The sequence below is a fragment of the Methylobacterium sp. 190mf genome (assembly GCF_900107945.1).
Lineage (GTDB): Bacteria > Pseudomonadota > Alphaproteobacteria > Rhizobiales > Beijerinckiaceae > Methylobacterium.
The window spans coordinates 1-21,987 of record NZ_FNVI01000051.1 but is presented as its reverse complement, the minus strand read 5'-3'; the positions used below and the strand labels follow the sequence as shown (position 1 = coordinate 21,987).

Below are 21,987 nucleotides of genomic sequence, written 5' to 3'. Positions count from 1 at the left end.
CGGCGCGCGCGGCCCTGGAGGCGGCGGTGACCGACCTCGACTTCGTGCGCCTCGACGCGGCGGCCTTCGCCCAGGCGCCCAAGATCTCGATCGACTACGCGGTGATGGAGCGGACCGCCCGGGCCGGGGTGCTGCCGGTGTCGTTCGCGTGGTCGGATGTCGGCACCTGGGACGCGGTCTGGCAGGTGCTGGACCACGACGAGGCCGGCAACGCCGTGCGGGGCCGGGTGTCGCTGATCGGCACGAAGAACAGCCTCGTGCACAGCCAGGGCGAGGGCCTGACCGCGGTGGTGGGCCTGGAGGACGTGGTGGTGGTCTCGACCCCCGACGCGGTGCTGGTGGCGTCCAAGGCGCAGTCCGGCAAGGTGAAGGAGCTGGTCGGCGCACTGCGCGCGCAGGGCGCGCCGGAGGCGGACGCGCACCTGCGGATGTACCGGCCCTGGGGCTGGTACCAGCGCATCGACCTCGGCGAGCGCTTCCAGGTGAAGCGGATCCAGGTGGTGCCGGGCGGGCGCCTGTCGCTGCAGAAGCACTACCACCGGGCGGAGCACTGGGTGGTGGTGCGCGGCACCGCCGAGGTCACGATCGACGACCGGGTGGTGCTGGTCCACGAGAACGAGGCGGTCTACCTGCCGATCGGCTCGATGCACCGGCTGGCCAACCCCGGTAAGATCCCGCTGGAGCTGATCGAGGTCCAGGTCGGCTCCTACACCGGCGAGGACGACATCATCCGCGTCGAGGACATCTACGGACGCTGAGTGACTGTCAACAGTATCCAATCCGCGCGACAACAAGTATATTTCCAACAAATCATCAGTACATCACTCGGCATCATGGAGCAATTCGAAGAGCCGGCTTTGAGTATTCGAAAGCAAGCTCCAAACTATCGCAGCAACGCGTTCAAACGACACGGTTCGATGTAGAAGTAGAACAGGAGGTGGATCTTTAGAATTGCGCGAAGCTTCGTGAAGACTGCGCAAGTAGCTATCTATTCTGAATTAATGCTGGATGGAAAATTCTATAAATAAGGCGGTTGACTTGCTGAAGGCACTGCATCTTTAATCGTTGCTGGTAGGACAAAATTCTAGACTCGCCGAGTTGGGAACGAAGAAACCCGAACCGTTTAAGCGTTTCATCATCATTATCGAGTGTCCGAATTCGACTGACTAAGCACTGATAGGACGTGGACACATCTTCTAATTCAGGAATTAAATTCACTAAAAAGGGGAGAAATAATGCGGCATGCTCATATCTTAGGTCTTGATGCCCTGCGTTTACTATCCATTCTTTTGGTTATGGGGTATCATTTTGTTTTCTGGAACTGGGTGCAAGGACAGCCATTCACAAAGCTTTTGGGACAGATGGGACCAAACTGGGGATATTTGATGCATTTCGGCTGGGTTGGAGTAGAAATTTTTTTTGTGATCTCGGGCTACGTTATCGCCTTCTCAGCGTCCGCGACTAAACCATCCGCCTTTATACAAAATCGGATCATCCGTCTTGTGCCAGCAAATGTGATTTGCGCTACAATCGTATTGCTTTGCCTCGTTGCTGCAGGATCGGGGAGTATCGATTTTTATCTTCCAAGATATGTTCAAACTCTCGTCTTCTGGCCCCTTAATTCGATAGATGGGCCTTGGTGGACGCTTGGAATTGAAATCGCCTTTTATTTATTGGTCTATGCTCTTCTGGTAAAAAGGAAAGGGGAACATCTGGAAAAAGTAATGATATTTTGGAGTTCGGTTACGCTGATCTTCTGGATCTGCGCATTGAGTCTAACGGCAATACTGGCGCAGTACAAAAGTTCAGAGTCGGAATTCTTGATGTATATGGTCGCCAAAGCTCAGGGGAACAGAATTCTTCAGCTTTTACTAGTCCAACATGGAGCATTTTTCGCGCTTGGCGTCATTATATTCAACGCGTCAGAACGCGGCTTAAGTCGCATTAGGTTAGCTGCTCTCATAATCGTGGTGCCAGCATGCCTCCTTGAGATCGTTGGACAAAACGGGATAATCGCACGTTCGTCTCAATTGATACTGTCGCCTATTCCAGCACTAGTCGCTTGGATTTGCGCGATGGGTTTCCTTATCGCATCAGTTCGTTACAATATAAGACTGACGACGCTGAGACCGCGCACCAAAAGAATCTTGCGTTTTTCAGGGGCTGCTACCTATCCGTTGTATCTTTTGCATAACGGAGCTGGCATTTTGATCGTGACAACAATGTTTTCCACCTTCGGTAATTTTGCCGTATTGTTTGCTATAATTGCCTCAATCGGCCTTGCTCTCTTAATAGCGTGGGTGCCAGAGCCCGCCGTTCGGACTGTTATACTATATTTTTGGCCAAAAATTGATCGCCAAAACGATCCCGTCGCGCATGCTCAATTCTCCTTAACAAGAAGAGCCAAAAATACATGACGCTGTCACTTTCTTGAAATCCAACATGATAAAGTCGCTTTCTTGCGGTGCTTAAGACAATTAATTCCCCTTTGTAAGATTTTCGTCTGCCCAGCCACTTTAATTGCAAGCTTACTTGACTTAAAAAATTGATTTTCTAGGTTCGTCTGTTCCCTGAAGTGCAATTGTTGTGCTGAAGCCGAATATCTGTTAGTTTAAGTCGTTGGCGTAGCCGACGACACATTAAAAATACGATGTGGTGTTCTGGCTGAGGCGCGTAGTTTGGCCTGGGGATTATAGGGTTAGATTTGTAGAATGCGACTATATCGTGTCTATGTTAGACCATTTATACTCTATGCATTGAGTGGAAGCTGCGTCTGGTTGTGCAAACTAAACGGATTGTAGTTCCGATAAAAAGGAGGGGCGTATGACGCAGGCGGGCTTAAATGGAAGGCATGAAATAGTGAGCAATAATTTTCATTATCGTTCCGATATTGATGGACTGCGTGCGGTCGCCGTATTGTCGGTAGTAGCATTTCATTATGGATTAGCGCAAGCAGTATTCTCGGGAGGATATGTTGGAGTAGACGTATTCTTTGTAATTTCAGGATATCTAATAACAAAGACCATAAGAACTGAAATCGAGGCGGACCGCTTTTCGTTCACAACATTCTATCTGCGTAGATTTCGGCGGCTAACCCCGGCGCTCATCGCCACCTATATCGGCTGCATTCTATTTTCCTTCCTTCTAATGTACCCGCATGAAGCTGATTTGGTTCGAAAATCAATCATCTCTTCAATTTTATTCTCATCTAATATTTTTTTCAACAGACAGGCCGGTTATTTCAATCAAGCTCTGCAGGACAACCCTCTTCTTCATACCTGGTCACTTTCTGTGGAAGAGCAGTTTTACTTATTATTCCCTGCATTTCTCCTCCTGCTGTACCGATTTCATTTCCAGATGCGAGCGACTGTAATCTTGTTGCTGATGGCGTTAAGTTTATCCTTTTCAATAGCGATCGTCCATACTGATCAGAACTCGGCATTTTATCTGTTGCCTTCGCGCGCTTGGGAGCTTTGTGTTGGCTCTGTCGTCGCGCTCGAAATTCTTCCAGCGCTGCGAAATAGGAAGATCGCGGAATTAGTTGGCCTCGGCGGGTTTTGTCTTATCTGTTGCAGCTTCGTTTTACTGACTAAAAATAGTACTTTCCCCGGCGCAGCTGCAGTTCCTAGTTGTTTGGGGGCAGCTGCAGTCATCCACTCCGGAGGAGTGTGCAAAACGTATTTAGGTCAAATCCTGTCGATCAAGCTGGCGCGATTTATTGGTCTGATCTCTTATTCATTATATTTAGTTCATTGGCCTGTCTTTGTTTTCTTTAGCATTTATCGTATACCAAGTAGGTGGGACCGTTGTGCCCTCGTTGTGCTGTCAATAGGTCTGGCATCTTTCATGTGGCGATATATTGAATGTTATTTTAGATATGGTCCCTTCAAATACTCTGCGCGAAGCTCGCTGGTTGGTTATGGTTTTTCGCTGGCCATTGTTGTTTCTGTTGCCATCATCTTGCCCGGGGCGGTTTCTGATTATTGGAAGATTCCTAGAAATGCGGAGAAGCTCCTCACGTTTAGTCACTATGATGCATCAGCCATGATGAAAGAAGGGAGCTGCTTTTTGACCTCAAGCGGCTCCGATCTTGCCTCGTACGATCGCAGAATGTGTCTGAATGTTTTGGATAACAAAAAGAATATTTTGATCATTGGAGATAGCCTTGCTGCTCATTTGAAATACGGTCTTGATCAAGTCTTTCCATCGTATAACTTCATGCTTGCGGCGGCTGGTTCGTGCGTTCCATCATTAAGAGAGCTGGGCGATGAAAAATGCAATTCACTTATGAACTTCATATTTAAGGAATACATTCCGAGGATGAAACTGGATGGAGTGCTGCTTTCTGCTCGTTGGAATAGCAGTGATATCAAAAACTTGCGCGAGCTAGCGGAATATCTTTCCAGGTACATAAAGTTGATAATCGTGATTGGCCCAACAGTCGAGTATGACGGTCCATTGCCTAGGTTGTTGGCGAATTCGATTTCGCGCATTGGCGGAATAGATGTTGATGCTCATCGTGTCGTTCAAAAAGAGCAAGTAGATTTAGAGCTCAAATCTGGACTTTCCGACCTTCCCGTCAAATATGTATCGGTACACGATATAATATGTAATCGAATATGCACGACGGTTCTGGCCAATGATATTCCATTGCAGTTTGATTATGGCCACTTTACGAAAGAGGGGTCGGTATACTTCGCGACCCAGCTTCCAAAGAATTTGTTTGGCGGCGCAGCCGTAAATCAGGAAGGTAATTGATTTTCCGGCGGCGGCAAATTTTTCTGTGCTATAGGGAATTGACGTCCTCCCATCGCTTTGGTCCGGCGTGAGTGCGAGTTTTCCGGTTTTGTGAGACCCTGACGGGAGGAGCAGAGCCGTGAAGAAGAGCAGGTTCACCGAAGAGCAGATCGCCTTCGCGCTGAAGCAGGCCGAGACCGGGACACCGGTCGCGGAGGTGCTGCGCCGGATGGGCATCTCCGAGCAGACATTCTACCGCTGGAAGAAGCTCTACGGCGGCTTGGGCACAGGCGAGTTGCGGCGGCTGAAGCAGCTCGAGGACGAGAACCGCAAGCTCAAGCAGCTCGTGGCCGATCTGAGCCTCGACAAGCACATCCTGTGAGGCACGTGCTTGCAAAAAAGCTCTGACGCCTGCTCGGCGACGCGAGCTCGTGCACCAGGTTCAGGAGGCGCACGGGGTGAGCGAGCGGCGCGGCTGCGCCGCGCTCGGCGTCGGCCGGTCGGGCATCCGCTACCGCTCGACCAAACCCGATCAGGCACCGCTACGAATGCGCAACTTCGTCTCCGACGCGCTGTTCGACGGCCGCCGGCTGAGGGCCCTGACGGTCGTCGATGCGTTCACGCGCGAGGCTCTGGCGATCGAGGTCGACCAGGGCATCAAAGGCGAGCAGGTCGTGGCCGTCGTCGGCCGCTTGGCGCTGCTGCGCGGAGCACCGTGCGCGATTCAGGTCGATCACGGGCCTGAGTTCGTCTCGAAAGCCCTCGACCGCTGGGCCTACGAGAATGGTGTCACGTTGGACTTCTCGCGCCCCGGCAAGCCGACCGACAACGCGCTGGTCGAGTCGTTCAACGGCCGGCTGCGCGACGAGTGCCTGAACGCGAGCCGGTTCTTGTCGTTGGCCGACGCGAGGAGCAAGATCGAGACGTGGCGGCGGCACTACAACGAGAGCCGTCCTCACACCGCCCTGGGGTGGCGAACGCCCCAGGAATTCGCCCTGGCGGCGGCCCTGCAGGCCGCCGAATGAGTCCGGAAGCTCACATTCCAGCCGGACCAAAATCCGGGGGACCCTCACTCTTCTTAATCGCTGACATCGCGGCGGCAGGGGTAGCAATATTGTAAATCGCTTGAAATTCACGATCCCGTAGTTCGCAACAACCTCCTCGGCTGCCCATCAATTACTGCGTGAGGCTGAGTAACGCTTGCTCTTGGAAGTCATCTGACACATATACAGTAATCGAAGAATCAGCCATTAATTGAACAGAACACCGGCCGCTGGGATTGATCTAGGCGCCTTCAGCGCAACAACAGTATCGCGAAGCAAAAGCGCTGGTGTCAGCCCAGATTTGGCGGTGACTGTTGCGTTATCGAAAGTAAGGCCAACGTTATGAGCCTCCACAGCCGAGCTAGAGGGAGATAAAAAAACGACTACTACATCAATATCTTTAACGTCTCTTAGCATTTGTAGGTGTTCTTTAGAAAAAACATAATAATTCGGATTAAATATTTTAGTTGGAGAGCGAGCCGGAACAAAATATAAGCCGTCCGCTACTTTGCAAGATCCAGCAAGCTGCTCTAATTCTGCGGTTGATTCGCAATCGTAAAATCCAGCTATAGCATTAGGCCAGACTAACAAGGTAAGTGCAGCACTATTGATATCAAAATCAACCAGGAGAACTTTCTTTCCACTAGAGGCGAGGGTATACGCCGTTGCTAATGCCAAAGTTGCATGCTCCGAGCCAGGATGTAGTGGGAGAAAGCAGGTTAAGAAAGGACGCATATCCGAGCAGCCTGCAAGTATATTTTCCCGAATGGTCTTCAGGCTATTTGCGTATGACAAACTCGCGCGCCCTGGATGATCAAGGAGAGACAAGCGTTTCAATAAGCTGCCATGTGAAGGCCGCATAAATGCATCGGCGTTCTTCTTCACAGCGGTAATGCAGCTAAATTCCATATCTCTCTTCATCGAACGAAGCGATTTGATGACTGGGTGAAGAGTATTGCGGACAACGATAATTGTTAGACCAAACGCTGTACTCATCGCCAGCGCGAACAAAACAGTGAGCCCGCTCAAGGGCCATGACTTTTTTAGGGGTACCGTCGCCGCGCTAATTATCTGTGCGTCTGCATCCGGCAGAACTCTCGGCGGGATCTTCCCATTCTGGACGCTTTCTTTCGCCGTGACACGCTGCTGCTGTATATCAGAAATCCTGTTTTGCAAAAACTCGCCACCTTTTTCGATCGATGCTGCCTTTAGGTCGATCTGGTTGAATAAATATTGACTAACAATAGAATTAGCAATTCGTGCAGCTAACACTGCTGACGGAGCACGGTAGGCCAACTCCAAAACGTAAGACGCTCCGACGCGGCGTACGCTCGCTTTGTCCGCGAAGCGCTGGAAAAATCGATCTTCTAAGTCGATCGAATTTGGTGCAGAACCTTTCCCGGAGATCAACGACCTCAGGAGACCTGAAAAGTTGAAGCTGGTTGTCGACCGCGCCTCCGCTGGAATAAATTCATCCTTGTATACGTCGAAGACTGTTCTCAGACTTCTCTCGGATTTTAAAACTTGGATTTGACTTTCGGCTTGAATGCTATCAAGCTGTACCACCGCGTTGCCTGCATTGGAATTTTGGCTCGATCCCGTGATCCGTGAAGGGGTTAAGACTATTGACGCGTAAGCCGTGTATTCATCACTGGCTGTTGAGACATACAGCAAGGCCGCGACGACCCATATCGTTGCATTTGAAATCAAAAACCATCTATGTGACCAAACATCATTCCAAATATCCAATAAGCCAATAGACTCCACCTCGGTAGATCTGTTCACTTTCGCCTCTCTGCTCCCGTCACTGACGGTGATGGCTTCGGGTGTTTCCCTAAGAACCATGCGGGCCTTTCACACCGAAGATATCCGTGTTTTTTGGTCTTAACAAGGAGGTGCGTTTGATGATCGGCTACGTTACGTATAGCCGTTTGCGGCTACATTATATATAGAGCCGGTCCTGCGCCGTTTGAAACGGGTTAGCGGCTGGCGCATTGGTAAGTGAAGGAACTTGCTCATGCCTTCACCCCTGTCTGTGGACCTACGCGAGCGTGTCTTGGCTGCCGTGGTGGCGGGTGTCTCCTGCCATCGCGCCGCAGCCCGCTTCGGGGTCAGCGTGTCGAGTACCGGCCGGTGGTCGGAGCGCTTCCGCCACGAGAGCCAACTCGCCTCCAAGCCGATGGGTGGCGATCATACCTCGAAGCGCATCAAGGCGCATGCCGGGCTGATCCTGAGGATCTCCAAGCAGGGCGTTGGGTTGGCCAGTCGAGGTGTCCCAAGCGCAGGCGGCCGAGCCCAAAGCGATCTCCGGTGCGGCTTCCTCGCGGCGCAAGCCCGCCCGCTGGCCTCTGTCAGCGGGCGTTCGGAGGGACGGAGGCGCTGATCTGGGCAGCAGAGCGTCGTAACCTCGCCGATGATCCAACCTCGTGAGCGCACAGGGAGCGATCTCGGCGTCCTGCCAGCCGTTCTTGCCGGCCAATACACCATCGCACATCCGTGACGCCTCTGTGATTCGGCCTCACGGACAGAATCACGGCCGATTCAGGCGAGGCAAACCATACCGATGATGCGGATAATTGGAAGCTTCACCAGAAGCGTACCCCGGCTGTGACCCTCGTGACCGAACTCGGCGCCGCCGGGCTTGGAGTGCTCGCACTGCTCCTTGCGAATCGTTGCGGGCGACTTGAATGGGGTGCGTCAGTTCTTCTCCGGTTGCTGCAGCCGCAGCACCAACTCGATCAGCTCCTCGCGGCTCAGCCGCTCCACTTCGCTCCGGCCCGACTCGCGAGAGAACCAGGGGAATCACACCCTCGCAAGGGCGTGGGCCATTACAAAGGCGAGCCAAAGCGGGAGACGAGAAGGAGATGCCGCTGCGCATCTCGCCGGACTCGCAGGACACAGCCAGAACCGAAACCCCGGACGGCCTCATCAGTCAGGTCCGATCACTAGCAGCGTCGGCTTTTGTGATAGCTGTGATTAACCTAGAGCATGAGATGAGAATTCCGGCAATAGAGCCATCACGTCGAGGGCCGACGCGCGCCGCGTCGCAGCGACCGCTTGCACCGTCTCATGCGGATTGCGTAACCTTTCGTCAGACTGACCCGTTTCTCGGTTTTTGAACGATTTGGAGCGTCTTAGGTAGTGGAAGAAGCCGACAGCCGATATCAATCGCTAACACATAGACGAGAAATTTATTGATGAGCTCATTAGCTAAAAATTCAGTCGTAGGCGCAATTCTTGGCGGTATCAAAATTTGCGCGCAGCTTATTGCTTTGCCCGTCATCGCGGGATTCCTTGGGCCCAAGGATTTTGCAGTGTATGCCCTTGCATTACCTACGGTTTCGTTTTTTTTAGTTCTCGCTGATGCGGGGGTGAGTGGAACATTGGCTAGAGAAAACGAAGCCAATGAGGTAGTTTGGTCTTCGGCGTTTTGGGCGATTAATGGCCTTTGTCTGCTTCTTCAATTTTTAGTTATTGCTATTGGCTATGCTTTGTCAATTGTATCGGGATTTCAGGATCTGATGGAGCTTATGCTGATCCTCTCATTCAGCCTGCCCCTTATGGGGTTGTCCAATATCCCAGTTGCTCGCCTCTACCGACGAGGGCGCGTGCAGCATCTTTCGATGATCGATGCATGTTCGGCGATCATAGGTGTTATGCTGGGTATCTTAAGCGCTCGTGCGGGTTTTGGTCCGATCAGTCTTGGAGTCCAATTTATATCGGGCTTTCTGATAAGGACAATTTTCGTAAACTATATGGCCTATCGCCGCCCACTCTTTAGCTTCAGTATTTGCGCAATAAAAAGTCATCTCGCTGTTAGTACAAGTATTATCGGGGGAAGACTCGCAGAATTTGCTGGAAGAACCTTCGAAAATATGGTTTTTCAACGTACTTTTGGCGAGAGTTTACTGGGGAATTACAGTCTGGCTAATCAAATCTCGCGATTTGCTTGCGAGGCGTTCACGAACCCGACTTGGGCTTCTCTGTATGCCCATTCACTTCATGAGGAACGGACAAGTCTTCCGCAGCTGACTAGGGCGACTATTGTTGCTGTTTGCTACGTAGTGTTTCCAATCGCTGCATTGCTGGCTTCCTCAGCTTCATCTTTGTTCTCCGTTGTGATGGGTGAGAAATGGTATGATGCGGGTTGGATGGTTCAGACTCTTATAGCTTTCTCTGCGCTTGGATCCGTGTTCGGACTTGCGGGGGCGGTTCTGACTGCTCTTGGTAATCCTGCGGCTATATTTTACGCTACATTGATTTTATACATATCTAGAACGTTGTCTATAGCAATTGGTTGCTTATTTGGTGTCGGTACTTCGGTGTTACTTGTTGGTGCGTCGGCTATCTTATATTCCATGCTGATACTTGTTGGTGCTCGTAAAATATATAATCTAAACATATTTTATTGCTTGTATGCTGTGGGCCCTCCCTTCTGTGCAAGCATGTTAGCTGGCACCATCTCTTTTCTTGCTGTTACACTATTTCAGGGCAGTTTGCTGAAATTACTCGCGGGATACATATTTTCTATGTCCGCGTACCTCATTGTTGTGATTTTGTTTTGTCGGAAAGATTTGGCCCCGCTTTTTGCTATTATTGATAATATTCGGCGCAAAGGCCGTTCAGCCGCTCGATAAAGTAGCATCTTTATTCAATTGTATCTAAAATATTCGCGGCTGGGAGAAATCCGCTCTTAGCTCTGCTTCACCCATGCTTGGGCTTTTGGCATCGATCTGTAATTACCGAGGCCTGTGATGGCGAGTTTCAGGCGTCCACGGTTTTGAGGATGGTGCCGAAGGGGCTTTGGCCTGTGAGGCGTGCGGTATCGACGACGGTGCGGATGGCGGCCTCGCCCTCGGCTGCCCACATGGCGCGGTAGCCGTTGGTGACTATCCGCTGCACGACGGCGAGCCGCTCGTCGCCTTCGCCATGACGCTTAGCCTCGACGATGAGGTCGTCATCGAGGTGACCGGTAACAGCGCCGCGGTCGAACGCCTGCTGCGCCCACACGTCAAACCCGTCGCCGTGGCCAACCCACGGCTCGTTCGCGCGATCACCTACGCTCGCGTGACGACCGATAAGGTGGATGCCGCGACACTGGCGAGGCTGCGCGCTGCCGGCTTCCTGCCGGAGTTTTGGGTCGCTGACGCGGACACCTACAGCCGCCGGCGCCAGATCGCCAAGCGCGGCGGCATCCTGGCGCAGGTCGTCCGGATCAAGGGATTCATGAGAGCGATTCTGCGTGCCAACCTAATCCCACCCTACAAGGGTCACCTCTTCGGCAAGGCGGGACAGTGCTGGCTCGACGCCTTACCGCTCCCGCCGGAGGAGCGCGGGATGCTCCAGCGCTTAATCGCCGAGCTCGAACGCGTGTCGCAACAACTGGCGGAGATCGACAAAATCGTGTCGCAGCAGGCACTCGACGATCCGCAGGCGCTCAGGCTGATGACGATCCCCGGCGTGAGTTCGATCGTGGCATCGACCGTGCTGGCCAGTGGAGCCCCGAGCGCTTTCGACGCTGGGCGCGCGGCATCGGGCCGGAGACGAAGGGGCTGGTCATCGCCATCCTCCGCGACCGGCCCCATCCCGAGCAGGGCTTCCGCACCTGCCCGGGTATCCTGCGCCTCTACCGCGGGCTCGACCCCGACCGGGCCGGAGGCGGCCTCGGCTCGGGCCGTGGCGCTCGGCGCGCTCACCTACAAGAGCATCGCCTCGATCCTGGCCAACGGCCTCGACCGCGCGACGCCGCCGGCCGAGGCCGTCCCGGTCATGCTCCATCCCAACCTGCACGGCTCGCGCTACTTCTATTGAGGAAGACGCCGATGCTCACCCAACCCCCGACTCCTGCACGAACTCGGCCTGAACTGCACGGCCCTGGACTTCTAAGCTCGTGCTGTAGCCGCACGCGTTCACTATTCAATCGACTTTCTTAGAAGGCGATCGAACAGCATGCCAAAATTATGTCCTTCTACATCATTGTATGCCGGACGTTGGAAAGCCTTTCATGACTTAAAAATTTGCGAGCTACAAAAAATAATGTTTTCACCATTAACATACGTGTCATATTCCATCCCGGATATTGCTGAATATAAAGGTGATAAACAACCAGAGCCGGGGGTTAAAAAATCATGGGGCTCAACCATGACGACTGGAAACATCTGAACGATGTTACGCGCAGCCTCGATTATTACCCTTTCAGCACCTTCCACATCAAGCTTGAGTATGAAAGGCGCGGTGTTGACGTTCTTAGAAAGCGCTTGCTCCAATGTGATCGAAGTAGTTGTCCCCTCACCGCTGACGGTTCGAGCCCATGCTGGGCGAGTGGTATTGCCCAAATTAACTCCTCGATCATCTTTCCAAAGCGCGGCATTGACAGCCGTAACCTTATCTAAAGAGGCGCAGTTGCCCGAAAGCATTTGGAAACTGGCCTCGTCTGGCTCGATCGCGAGAATGTGAGCATCTGGATAGATCTCAGAAAAATATATCGAAGAATATCCAACATTTGCGCCCGCATCAACGATCAGGGGTACGCCTCCCCTTTTGAGTATATTGTTGTATAACGCGTTAATTTTCTGAAGGGCCGGACCCTTAAGCTCATATTCTTTAGCTGAAAAAATTTGCATCAGAACAAACAAATCACTGTCGATCGGTCTAAGATTGAGAACCATTCCACGGATCTTTATTTTTATCGGGTTTTTTATGCCGATAATTCTTCGAATCATAATATTTACAGCACAAGCGAGGCCGACTAATCCACACAGCGTTTTAAATTTTAAGATTTTATCCATCATGATTTTCCCCGGGGGTTCTTCGCTTCAGGAGAGGCGCAGGATACAAAAATACGCATCGAATCAGCAGTGTTCCTGACGTGCATTGTAAATTTTCATTTCGCCTCAGCAGTCGCTTTAGATGGCAGAGCGCCGCACGCTACTTCTCCACCCTCATCGACTCAATACGCGTCGCATTAAAATGAAGTGATAAAAATCAAGCTTTACTGTTCGTAACATCTCTTAAAAGGAGGGACCATTCCCATATTAGTCGGCATCGGCAAGACTCTACAATGTGCTGGGTAGCGCGAATAAAATCACTTAAATCAAACAACTTGCAAGTCGTGACCAAGCATTTTTAGAATGCGCGTTCGCGCTTGACTCATAATCTACAGCTTTAGTAGACAAGCTGATTCGGAAATGCCCATATTTTCCGAACCGGTGTTTCGTGACCAAAGAGGGGCATGACTTTGGGAACACCCTTTTTCCTACCCTAGTCGATGTCGATGACTATCACACAAGTCAATCGAAACAAAGTGTCTGGAGCGCTTATGAGGCCTAATACTAACTTTCGCTGATCAGGATCCATGAGCCCGGTTGCGCCGTCCGATGGACATGATGCGGGATGGTCGGTCGATGAGGCAGTTCCAGGCGTTGCAGCAATAGTCGAGGATGTCGGCGTAGGAGTTGAAGATCCGATTGCCGAGCCAGTTGTCTCGTGTGAACTGCCACAGGTTCTCCACCAGGTTTAGTTCGGGGGCGCGGGCCGGCAGCGGCAGCAGAGTTATGTTGGCAGGCGCCGCGAGTTTCTTGGTCGTGTGCTACCCGGCCTGATCGAGCAACAGCACGGCGAGCGCGCCCAGGGCGATGGCCTGGGCAATCTCGGCCAGATGCAGGCTCATTGCCTCGGTGGTGCAGCGGGGGATGACGAGGCCCGCCCCTTTGCCGAGGGCGGGGCATTTGGCTCCGAAGATGTAGGCGGAAGCGGTGCGCTGGTCCTTGGGGGCCGCGGGGTGCGTGCCGCGCTTGGCCTAGCGCCGGGTGATCGTGTTCTTCTGGCCGACCCGAGCCTCGTCGGCGAACCAGACTTCTATCGGCTTGCCGCCGATGGCTTGCGCGATCTCCGCCTGGCGGGCGGGGAAGCTTCTTTAAAAGCCGGGATGGCGTCCGGGTCCTGGGCGTGATGGCGCGGACGGGCCGAGAGCTTCCGATAGCCCATGCCCGTCTGAAGCCCGAGCCTGCGAACGCGGTGGCCTCCGTACGGGAGCCACCCGCGTAGATCGCAGACAATGCCAGCAGGTGACGGGTCTGAGCGGCATCGCGCGCGCCATTGGCCAGGATGCGCAAGGCTTCGGCATCGAAATCCGACCGCAGCGGCACCGGGGCGGCCATGTCGTCCTCCTCAGGCTGCAAACGCGAGGACGGAGTCACCAACTGCTCCCCGCCGCTACCTCTGGTGAGTCCCACTCAACGAGCGTTTGTACAATGCGCGTTTTGAGCTGCTTTGAATTCCTGTGTCGCAGAATTCAGTCTCGAGTCAGGCGGTTGGTAAACAACTCATTTATGCATCAATTTCCTAACACTACTTTGGCAGATTGGTTTTAGGGTGGCAGATTGAGATCGGCGTCACAGTGCGGGCATCGTCGCGGCGGCGGCCGACTGAGGTAATCCAGGATGGCCTGCCGGATCGCCGGCATCGAGGGCTGGGGCGGCGGGCAGGCGATTTTTTTTTCCGCCCCGCCGTTGCCAAGCGCCGGGATTGCAGGAAGGCGTAGGCCATCATCGTCATCAGCGCGTGCCGATGCAGCCCGGTCCAGGATCGGCCCTCGAAGTGATCGAGGCCGAGCTCCTCCTTCATCTGCTGGTGGGCCTGCTCGCAGATCCAGCGCGCCTTGATCGTTGCGGCCAACTGCTTGAGGGTGGCCTCGGCCGGCAGGTTCGAGAGGTAGTATTTACGTTCGCCCGAGCCACGCTCCTCGCGCACCAGCCAGACCTCGTCACCGGGCAGATGCTGGTTGCCCATTGCGCCGATCCTCTGGGTCGAGCCATCGGCCATCCGAACGCGCAGCGCGCAGAAGCGAGCCCGCAGCCGGCCCTTGGTGCCTCGCCGCCAAGTCACCGATCTGCCGGTCATGTCCGCGAGGATCGTCTCCGCTGCGACCGAGATCTGGTCCGGGACGTGACGCTTGCGCGGTCGCCCACGCCCCGCGACGGGGAAGATCATCGTCACGTTGGCCGGGTAGACCTTGCTGCGTCCCGAGATCCCGACGGCCCAGCTCAGGCCACGCTCGCTCAGGGCCTGCCGGAACGGGGCGGCCCCATAACCGGCATCGGCCAGCACGCAGCCGAAGCGCACGCCGCCCTCCCGGACCCGGTCGATCTCCGTGACCGCGATCTCCAGCTTGGTGCGGGCCGCGCGCAGGCCCTCAGGTACGCCGGCCGATATCATCCGATCCGGGTCGCTCGTCCAAGTGTCGGGTAGGAACAGCGCCAGACCGACCGCTACGGGGACCTCGCCGCGCGCCAGCGTGAGCGACATCAGCGTCTGGCAGTTGGCGGTCTTGCCCAGCGTCGTGGCGTATTGCGGGGCCACCCCGACCGAGCGGTTGCCCTTCTTCGGCAAGGCGGTGTCATCGACGACCAGGATCGCATCCAGGCCGCCGACGAGGCGATCGGCCTCGCCGAGCAGCGCCCGCTGCAGCGGAGCCTCATTCCAGATCCCGGCCGCGATGAAGTGGTGCAGCCGGTCGTAAGAGACCCCCTCGGCCCGGGCCGCCATCGGCTGGACGCTCTTGCGATCACCAAGGCCGATCAACCCGGCCACATAGAGCGGGCACATTGCCCGGCGTGCTGGATGGGACAGTCCCGCAAGGAATGGCTACAGCCACCGATCCAGATCCTCACGCCATCCGCCAGCACCTGACATCGCGCGCACCCACGCTCATGGCCGTGGCACACGAATCCGCGAAAACCTCTCGCGTTCCTTCAATCTGCCAAAGTAGTGCTAGTCCTTAGGACCATATTTGCAGCAAGCGAATCGCCCAAGGATGCAACTTGATGCTAGCAGATTTGCGAGAGCGGAGCGCAGAGCTACTGTATCTATTTATGCGCGCTTTGCACCTTTTGGCGGCGGCGGTGAGGGTCGACGAAGCCGCTCACAAATATCTGAGTTGCCAAAGTGCCTTATTTGTGAATCTGAAGCAACGCGGCCCAAAGGAGTTTTGAGCAACCCTCACATCAATCAGCCGCATAGAATCCTAGCTCCCTCCAAATTTGGTGATACCCTTCGGTCTACACACAGCGAAATTTAGAAAAATCAATACATCCACCATGCCGACGAGCGCCAACATCCTGAGAATGTGTATAATAATGAAATCGAACTTGCTCAGCGAAATATGTCGATTTCCTGAAGATAGGCTGTGATGCGGCCTTGCTCCCGGCAGCTGCGTTGTCGGCGATCATCCAAAATGTCCTTCCGTCTTCATGCGGGCTTGTCTTCCCCTGTTTGCTATAGCAGTAATTCGCCTTTTGGATCTAGATTCGTGGTAGCCGCTTCAGAATTTCGCCCGTTATCTAAATCGTTGGTCCCCGCCCAACATGCCGCACTGCTATCCTTCCAATTGATGGTTGATCTATGACGGAATTGTCTGCCGTAACGCCCAATGATGGAGAGCTTCTGCCATCAGTGGCTGTGGTGATTGCGACATATGGCCGCCCCAGAATTGCCGAACAGACGGTTATGAGGATTTTGGATAATCAATCCCATAAGCCTGCTTTGATGTTTCTTTCGTGCGTTGCCGTTGAAGACGCAGGCAACGTGTCGAATCGGTCAGACGTGACTGTCATTGTAGGGCCAGCGGGACTTGCAGCCCAGCGCAATACCGCCCTGAACAAACTTTCTAACTGCGTTGATATTGTGGTATTTTTTGACGACGACTTCATTCCGGCCGCCGACTGGTTGATCAATGCCCGAAAATTATTTCGAGATAACGCAAATCTCGTGGGATTGACAGGCGAGGTAGTTGCGGATGGAATTAAAGGGCCGGGTTTAAGTTTTCAGGACGCCGACCGCCTATTAACGGAAGGTGAGACCAATGTAAGCAGGACTTTGATAGAGCCGTTCAGCCCTTATGGTTGCAACATGGCTTTTCGCACTTCTGCAATCGGGAATCTTCGCTTTGACGAACGTCTTATCCTCTATGGCTGGCTTGAGGACCGTGATTTTGGCGCCGCGTTAAGGCGCAAAGGTGGCAAGCTCGGAAAAAGCGAGCAACTTCGTGGGGTTCACATGGGCGTAAAGAGCGGACGAATGAGGGGCGACCGCCTTGGGTATTCGCAGATCGTTAACCCAATTTATTTGTTGAAGAAGGGCAACATGTCGCGTTCGCAGGTGCTCGGTCAAATTCTTCGCAACTTCATCAGCAATTGTGTCCGGTCGATCGCCCCAGAACATTATGTGGATAGGAGGGGGCGTCTGAGAGGAAATTTACGCGGCATGTTGGATATTTCCAGAGGCCGAATCGAACCAGAGCGTGCAATCTTAGAAAAGTGACTCTGGAACTTGGGCATTGGATGCATTTGACTGCGAAGCATTAATTTCCATCTGCTTCGAAGGTGCGTGCCGTTTGGTCCTCGCTCGGCATGCTGGCCAATCGCCTTGCAGTCCGCACTAGGTGTTTGATCCCGCGATGTGGTGGTACGGTTGACCAATATGCGGCGAGGGATGCGCTATGGGCCAAAATCTCCACGGCAGCGCCCGCATTACGGAGCGGCTGTGTTGAAGGTCAATCCGTGAGGGGCCGCCAGGGAGTGCGGTCGCGGACGATGGCGTTGAGCGTCACCAGGAGCTTTCGCATCACCGCCACGAGGGCAACCATTCTCGGTCGGCCGCGCTGAGTGAGCCGCTCGTAGAAGGGCCGGAAGGGAGAACCTCGCCGGATTGTGGTCAGCTCAGCCATGTACAGTACGCCCCGCACAGATGTTCGCCCACCCGCGATGGATCGCCGCCCCGCATCAGACCAGAATAGCGGTTGATCGGTGCGGTGCCTACGAGAGCCGCGAGCTGGTGGCGCCCGATGGTGCCGAGTTCAGGTAGCTGAGCCAAAAGCGTGCGCGCGGTGACGTCGCCGACCCCGGGGACGGACTTGAGCAGTGCCTCAGTTTCGCACCAGACGGGAGAGGCCTTGATGGTTTGACCGATATCTTCGTCGAGCTCTGCGAGCTCCTTCTCCAGGAAGGCAATGTGGCGGCTAAGCCGCCGGGTCAGCTGCTTGTCCACGGCTTGATCGCGGCGGTTGGTCTCCATGTTGATCATCCCGATGATCTGCCGGCGCCGGCTCACAAGTTCGGCGAAGTGGCTTCTCTCCGGTTCCGGCAGAGGTCTGACCGGAAGTCTGATGCGCTCGGCAAAGAGCGCGATCACCTCAGCGTCAAGCGTGTCGGTCTTGGCCAGGCGGCCCATGGCTCTGGCGAAGTCGCGGATCTGGCGCGGGTTGACGATGCAGAGCGGCAGTCCGGCCGCTGCAAGCGCTGCAGCGACGCTCGCCTCGAAGCCGCCAGTGGCTTTCAGGACGACGAGGGCAACCGGGCGATTACTGAAGCAGCGCGTGAGGGCCTCGAACCCCTTCACATCCCGCGGGACATGGAAAGCCTCGTCCGAGGGTCTGAGATGAACGTCGAGACGGTCCTTGGACACGTCGATACTGACGAAAAGGGGGGGTGTTTGTCCATGACGATGAACCCCGAATAGAGAACAAATTTCCCGAGGCGACGTCCGCCAGCACCTGCTTTTCCAAAGACAGAACCGCCACGAGTCGCCGCAATCGAGCGTTCTCGCGCTCAAGCTCCTTCATCTTCCGCGCCTGGTCGATCTGGAAGCCGCCGTACCCCTTGCGCCAGCGGTAATAGCTCTGCTCAGAGATCTCTGCCTCCATGTACGCCAGTGACAAACTCCTGCCCTGGACTGTCTGCACCTCGATCTGGCGCAGCTTCTTGACAGCGGTGTCTGGGAGGGTTCAGCGGGATGCTGAGCGCTTTGGCGATCCGACGCTGTCCTCGCGCTGGTCGCGAGCGGGGCGGAAAAGCCCCTGTCCCGCCCCTCAGGCAATCCTCGCGCGGGAGCCGGTGAGCCAGACCGCCCGGTTCATGTTGTACGCGAGGTTGGCCAGGCCGATCTCCATCCGAGCTCTCGCTAAACCGATCGTGCGCACCACGAGCCCCATCGGCCCCTTCTGCCGGGCAAAGACATGCTCGATGGCTGCGCGGACCTTGGACTTCTCGCCGTTAGCCCGGGCGACGTTCCTCGCCATCGGCTTGCCCGGCGGCTTCTTGCGATGGATGCGGGAGCGGAAGCCGTTGCCCGCCAAGTGCGCCTCGTTGGCCTTCGAGCGGTAGGCCGTGTCGGCCCAGACTTCGCCGGATGTGTTGGCCTTCGAGAGGAGACCGGGCAGTTGCGCCCCGTCGTAGCGGGCCGCGTCCGTGGCGATCCAGGTTCGGATCAGCCCGTGGCAGCGATCGATGCCAACGTGGTTCTTGTAGCCGAAGGCCGGCACCGCGAGGTCGATCCGCTTCGACCCATCTTCGGCCGGCTTGGCCTTCGACCCCTTGATCGTCCAGCGCGCGTCGCGGTCCTTCTGGGCGAGCTTGGCCGGATTGGCCTTTCAGGCGTCGGGCACACGGCCGGCCTTCAGATCCGCCTTCTCGGCTTCAGTGTTGCGCTGCTTGGGTGCAGCCACCACGGTCGCGTCGACGATCTGCCCGCCCATCGCCGGGAAGCCGGCTTGCCGCAGGGCCGTGTCGTAGGCCGAGAACAGCACTGCGATGGCCGGCTTCCCCGCGATCTCGGCCCGGGTGAGCGCCTCGCGGAACGTCCGGATCGTGTTGGCGTCGGGCACCGGGTCGGACAGCCCGAGCCCGAGGAAGCGCATGAACGAGAGCCGGTCCTTGATCAGGAACTCCGTGCGCTCGTCCGACAGCGAGTGGCTAGCCTGGAGGATCAGCACCTTGACCATGAAGACCAGGTCGAACGGTGGGCGACCGCCCTTCGACCCGTCCGAGCGGGGCACGGCCCGGGCAAGGTCATCCCGGAACAGCTCGAAGTCGACGATGCGGCTCAACCGCTCCAGCGCGTCGCCCTTGGCCGAGAGATCCTTCAGACGCTCATCCACGTCGAAAAAACCGGGCTGACCGCGCATCGCAGCACCTCACCGACCACCGACGCCATCACACCACGAAATCCCTCAAACCGCGAAATTTTTTGAGGTGTCCAGCTGATGCTCTCAATCAGCCCGGTCCAACGCCAACCGGTCAGGTTAGGACGATTCTATGAAACGATTGATTATTACCAAACTGACTTCCATGGCCGGAACAGAGGGAAACATACAACAATCTAAAATTATATGAATTGACTTGATTCGATGCAAAGTATATCAAACTAAAGCGCTTTATGGTTTTCGTCTGGCCGCACCTCACGTGGGATAGAAAAATTTCTACACAATGCTTGATATATGCATGGAGCTGGAATATAAAGTCGGTTTAAACGAATCAAATCTATGAACGAGTTATCAAAAATTTGATCGATGCCGGGCATTGTCAGCGGAAAAGCAATCTGATAAACTTTACTGATTTTATTCCCTGCCCTAGCCCAGGTGTGTGATGGTTGCCGTTAGAACCGGTTGGTGCTATACTACAGATGAGAATTATTTGTTCCCGACTTTGGTCAGTGCCTCTCAAGTCGCAAAACAAGTTGATCCACAGAAAAATGAAGTCCTAATTATATACTTTGGCGGAGCTGAAACGCCATCTGACTCGTTGAAAGACGTCGCTGCAGCAGAAGGTGTGTCAATCCTTGCGTTGCCGAAATCCATTTTAAATGGATCTCCCATGATCTGCGCAAGATTGCACATCGCAGATATTGTAAGCAGCCGATATGAATTTATGGTCTATGTAGATGGAGATACTCAAATACTGGGGGGGCTTGATGATCTTGCGAGTACAGAGCCGAGAGCGGGAAGTTTACTAGCGGCCCCTGATCTGATGAGTTTTACAGTTTCCAGTCCAGGAAGAAAAAATCGCATACGGAGCGAGTATTTCCGTAGCATTGGCATTGATACTAGGTTGCAGAGCCGTTATTTCAATTCCGGAGTCATCAAAGTCAGCGTGAATGATTGGAAGACTATCAGCGATGAGTGTATCCGACTTCTTAAGAATGTCGATATAAATACTTATTCATTCCGCGATCAGGATGCGCTGAATTTGGTGATGGGCGGGAATCACGACCTGATATCGATTCGTTGGAACTGGCCCGCCTTTTTCTGGGGCTGTGGACTGGAAAAGTTAATTGTTCCAAAAATCCTACATTTTATGTCGAGGCCGCGTCCATGGGAGGGTGCCTTTTTACCTTGGGGCGAAACGGGCAACGGCCCATATCGTGATTTTGTAAGTTTGCACCCCCAATTGACAGAACTATATTTGCCTTTCGGTGGGTTAAAGAAAGCGCGTTACGTGGCGCAGCAACACGTAAAAAACTTGGTTGCAAACTGGGGAAATCAAGACCTGATCGGTAAAATCATGACCGCAGAAGCTAATGCCGTCATCTGATCCGACTTTCGCTTCAAGATAGAAGTAATAGTCACTTTATTTTCAATCGATCGAATTGAACCTTACCTAGTCTTAGCGCAACGTGCTAATCTCTTGGATATCAGGCGGTCGACGAGGAGCGTATTGACGAGGCGGTGCTCGCCACTCTGTGGTTGACGTTCTACGAGGGGCATCGAGCTCTGGAAGAGCTTCAATTTGGACTGTGCTTGGCCGTCTCCACGCTAAGGGACCCATTGCTGGTCCAGTCGGGCGCGCCAACTAAGTGGTGGACTTGTTCCGCAAAGACAACGGGCCTGAGGCGGGCGTTGTCATGCACGTTTGCGGTCGCCGCTGCGCAGTGTCAAACAGCGTCGAAGTCTTGTTCTTCCGCATTTCGTGTGGCGCGGAACGCCAGATCAGGTCGCGGTGAGGGCGCGCTGGCGTAACAGCGCGAAGCCCGCGCAGCCGAATATCATGCGCTTGAGTATCCGTTTTGCTCAAGCGCGTTTTTGTTGCCAGGTGCGGCCGTCCCTCAGGAGGGCATTGGCCAGCAGAATGAGCTTGCGCATGACGGCCGTGAGGGCGAGTTTTGGTGGCTTTCCAGCATCGCGAAGCGCTTGATACTTCGCCCTGAGGTCTGGGTTGAACCGGGTCGCGACCAGGGCAGGCATGTAGAGGGCTCGGCGCAGTCCGGTGCGTCCGCCCCGGATAAAGCGTCGGCCTGTGCTGCGGCCGGAGTCGCGCGCCATCGGCGCCAGTCCTGCTAGGCTTGCGGCCGGGCCCGGCTCGAGGCTGCCGAGTTCGGGCATCTCGATCAGCAGCGCAATCGCGGTTGCCTCGCCGATACCGGGAATGCTGGCCAG

General features: G+C 54.7%; 11 protein-coding genes and 8 pseudogenes. 9 read left to right on the top strand and 10 right to left on the bottom strand.

Annotation, left to right across the window (positions count from 1 at the left end; all coding sequences use genetic code 11):
• The 4 genes and pseudogenes from C4T42_RS30405 to C4T42_RS30390 all read left to right on the top strand — a co-directional run.
• On the top strand, window positions 1-758 hold a 758-nt coding region (locus C4T42_RS30405), incomplete at its 5' end, for a cupin domain-containing protein (protein WP_146074084.1).
• Window positions 759-1,235: 477 nt separating this feature from the next.
• On the top strand, window positions 1,236-2,417 hold the full coding sequence (locus tag C4T42_RS30400) for an acyltransferase (RefSeq protein ID WP_103986478.1): 1,182 nt from the start codon (window positions 1,236-1,238) through the stop codon (window positions 2,415-2,417).
• 406 nt (window positions 2,418-2,823) lie between these two features.
• A complete protein-coding gene (locus tag C4T42_RS30395) occupies window positions 2,824-4,758 on the top strand; it encodes an acyltransferase family protein (RefSeq protein WP_103986480.1) in 1,935 nt (644 codons plus the stop codon).
• A 118-nt stretch (window positions 4,759-4,876) separates the two neighbouring features.
• Window positions 4,877-5,762: pseudogene (locus tag C4T42_RS30390) on the top strand (IS3 family transposase).
• Between the two features lie 225 nt (window positions 5,763-5,987).
• On the opposite strand, the gene C4T42_RS30385 reads toward C4T42_RS30390, so the two are convergent.
• Window positions 5,988-7,625, bottom strand: a complete 1,638-nt coding sequence (locus C4T42_RS30385) for a Wzz/FepE/Etk N-terminal domain-containing protein (protein ID WP_103986479.1) — start codon at window positions 7,623-7,625, stop codon at window positions 5,988-5,990.
• Window positions 7,626-7,797: 172 nt separating this feature from the next.
• On the opposite strand from C4T42_RS30385, the pseudogene C4T42_RS30380 reads away from it, so the two are divergent.
• Window positions 7,798-8,028 (top strand): annotated as a pseudogene (locus C4T42_RS30380) (helix-turn-helix domain-containing protein); the annotation flags it as partial.
• Window positions 8,029-8,381: 353 nt separating this feature from the next.
• Here the strand turns inward: C4T42_RS30380 and C4T42_RS32645 are convergent.
• A pseudogene (locus tag C4T42_RS32645) lies at window positions 8,382-8,546 on the bottom strand (IS66 family transposase); the annotation flags it as partial.
• Window positions 8,547-8,977: 431 nt separating this feature from the next.
• On the opposite strand from C4T42_RS32645, the gene C4T42_RS30370 reads away from it, so the two are divergent.
• Window positions 8,978-10,417 carry an oligosaccharide flippase family protein gene (locus C4T42_RS30370; RefSeq protein WP_103986477.1) on the top strand — a complete coding sequence of 480 codons (1,440 nt, stop codon included), beginning with the start codon at window positions 8,978-8,980 and terminating at the stop codon, window positions 10,415-10,417.
• 127 nt (window positions 10,418-10,544) lie between these two features.
• Here the strand turns inward: C4T42_RS30370 and C4T42_RS30365 are convergent.
• A pseudogene (locus tag C4T42_RS30365) lies at window positions 10,545-10,694 on the bottom strand (IS66 family transposase); the annotation flags it as partial.
• 153 nt (window positions 10,695-10,847) lie between these two features.
• Between C4T42_RS30365 and C4T42_RS32640 the strand changes: the two are divergent.
• On the top strand, window positions 10,848-11,591 hold the full coding sequence (locus C4T42_RS32640; RefSeq protein WP_244603325.1) for a hypothetical protein: 744 nt from the start codon (window positions 10,848-10,850) through the stop codon (window positions 11,589-11,591).
• Between the two features lie 191 nt (window positions 11,592-11,782).
• Here the strand turns inward: C4T42_RS32640 and C4T42_RS30355 are convergent, their stop codons facing one another.
• From C4T42_RS30355 to C4T42_RS30345, 3 genes and pseudogenes are all read right to left on the bottom strand, one after another.
• On the bottom strand, window positions 11,783-12,571 hold the full coding sequence (locus C4T42_RS30355) for an FkbM family methyltransferase (protein WP_103986476.1): 789 nt from the start codon (window positions 12,569-12,571) through the stop codon (window positions 11,783-11,785).
• Window positions 12,572-13,125: 554 nt separating this feature from the next.
• Window positions 13,126-13,978, bottom strand: a pseudogene (locus tag C4T42_RS30350) (IS630 family transposase).
• Window positions 13,979-14,129: 151 nt separating this feature from the next.
• On the bottom strand, window positions 14,130-15,410 hold the full coding sequence (locus C4T42_RS30345) for an IS701 family transposase (RefSeq protein WP_244603326.1): 1,281 nt from the start codon (window positions 15,408-15,410) through the stop codon (window positions 14,130-14,132).
• Between the two features lie 771 nt (window positions 15,411-16,181).
• Here C4T42_RS30345 and C4T42_RS31380 point away from each other — a divergent pair.
• A complete protein-coding gene (locus tag C4T42_RS31380) occupies window positions 16,182-17,099 on the top strand; it encodes a glycosyltransferase family 2 protein (protein WP_107491598.1) in 918 nt (305 codons plus the stop codon).
• Window positions 17,100-17,331: 232 nt separating this feature from the next.
• On the opposite strand, the pseudogene C4T42_RS30340 reads toward C4T42_RS31380, so the two are convergent.
• From C4T42_RS30340 to C4T42_RS30330, 3 pseudogenes are all read right to left on the bottom strand, one after another.
• Window positions 17,332-18,305: pseudogene (locus C4T42_RS30340) on the bottom strand (transposase).
• 1 nt (window position 18,306) lies between these two features.
• Window positions 18,307-18,534: pseudogene (locus tag C4T42_RS30335) on the bottom strand (transposase); the annotation flags it as partial.
• A gap of 111 nt (window positions 18,535-18,645) precedes the next feature.
• Window positions 18,646-19,740 (bottom strand): annotated as a pseudogene (locus tag C4T42_RS30330) (IS5 family transposase).
• A gap of 460 nt (window positions 19,741-20,200) precedes the next feature.
• On the opposite strand from C4T42_RS30330, the gene C4T42_RS30325 reads away from it, so the two are divergent.
• Window positions 20,201-21,145, top strand: a complete 945-nt coding sequence (locus C4T42_RS30325; protein ID WP_103986475.1) for a glycosyltransferase — start codon at window positions 20,201-20,203, stop codon at window positions 21,143-21,145.
• A 476-nt stretch (window positions 21,146-21,621) separates the two neighbouring features.
• On the opposite strand, the gene C4T42_RS30320 is transcribed toward C4T42_RS30325, so the two are convergent.
• On the bottom strand, window positions 21,622-21,987 hold a 366-nt coding region (locus C4T42_RS30320; RefSeq protein ID WP_146074083.1), incomplete at its 5' end, for a transposase.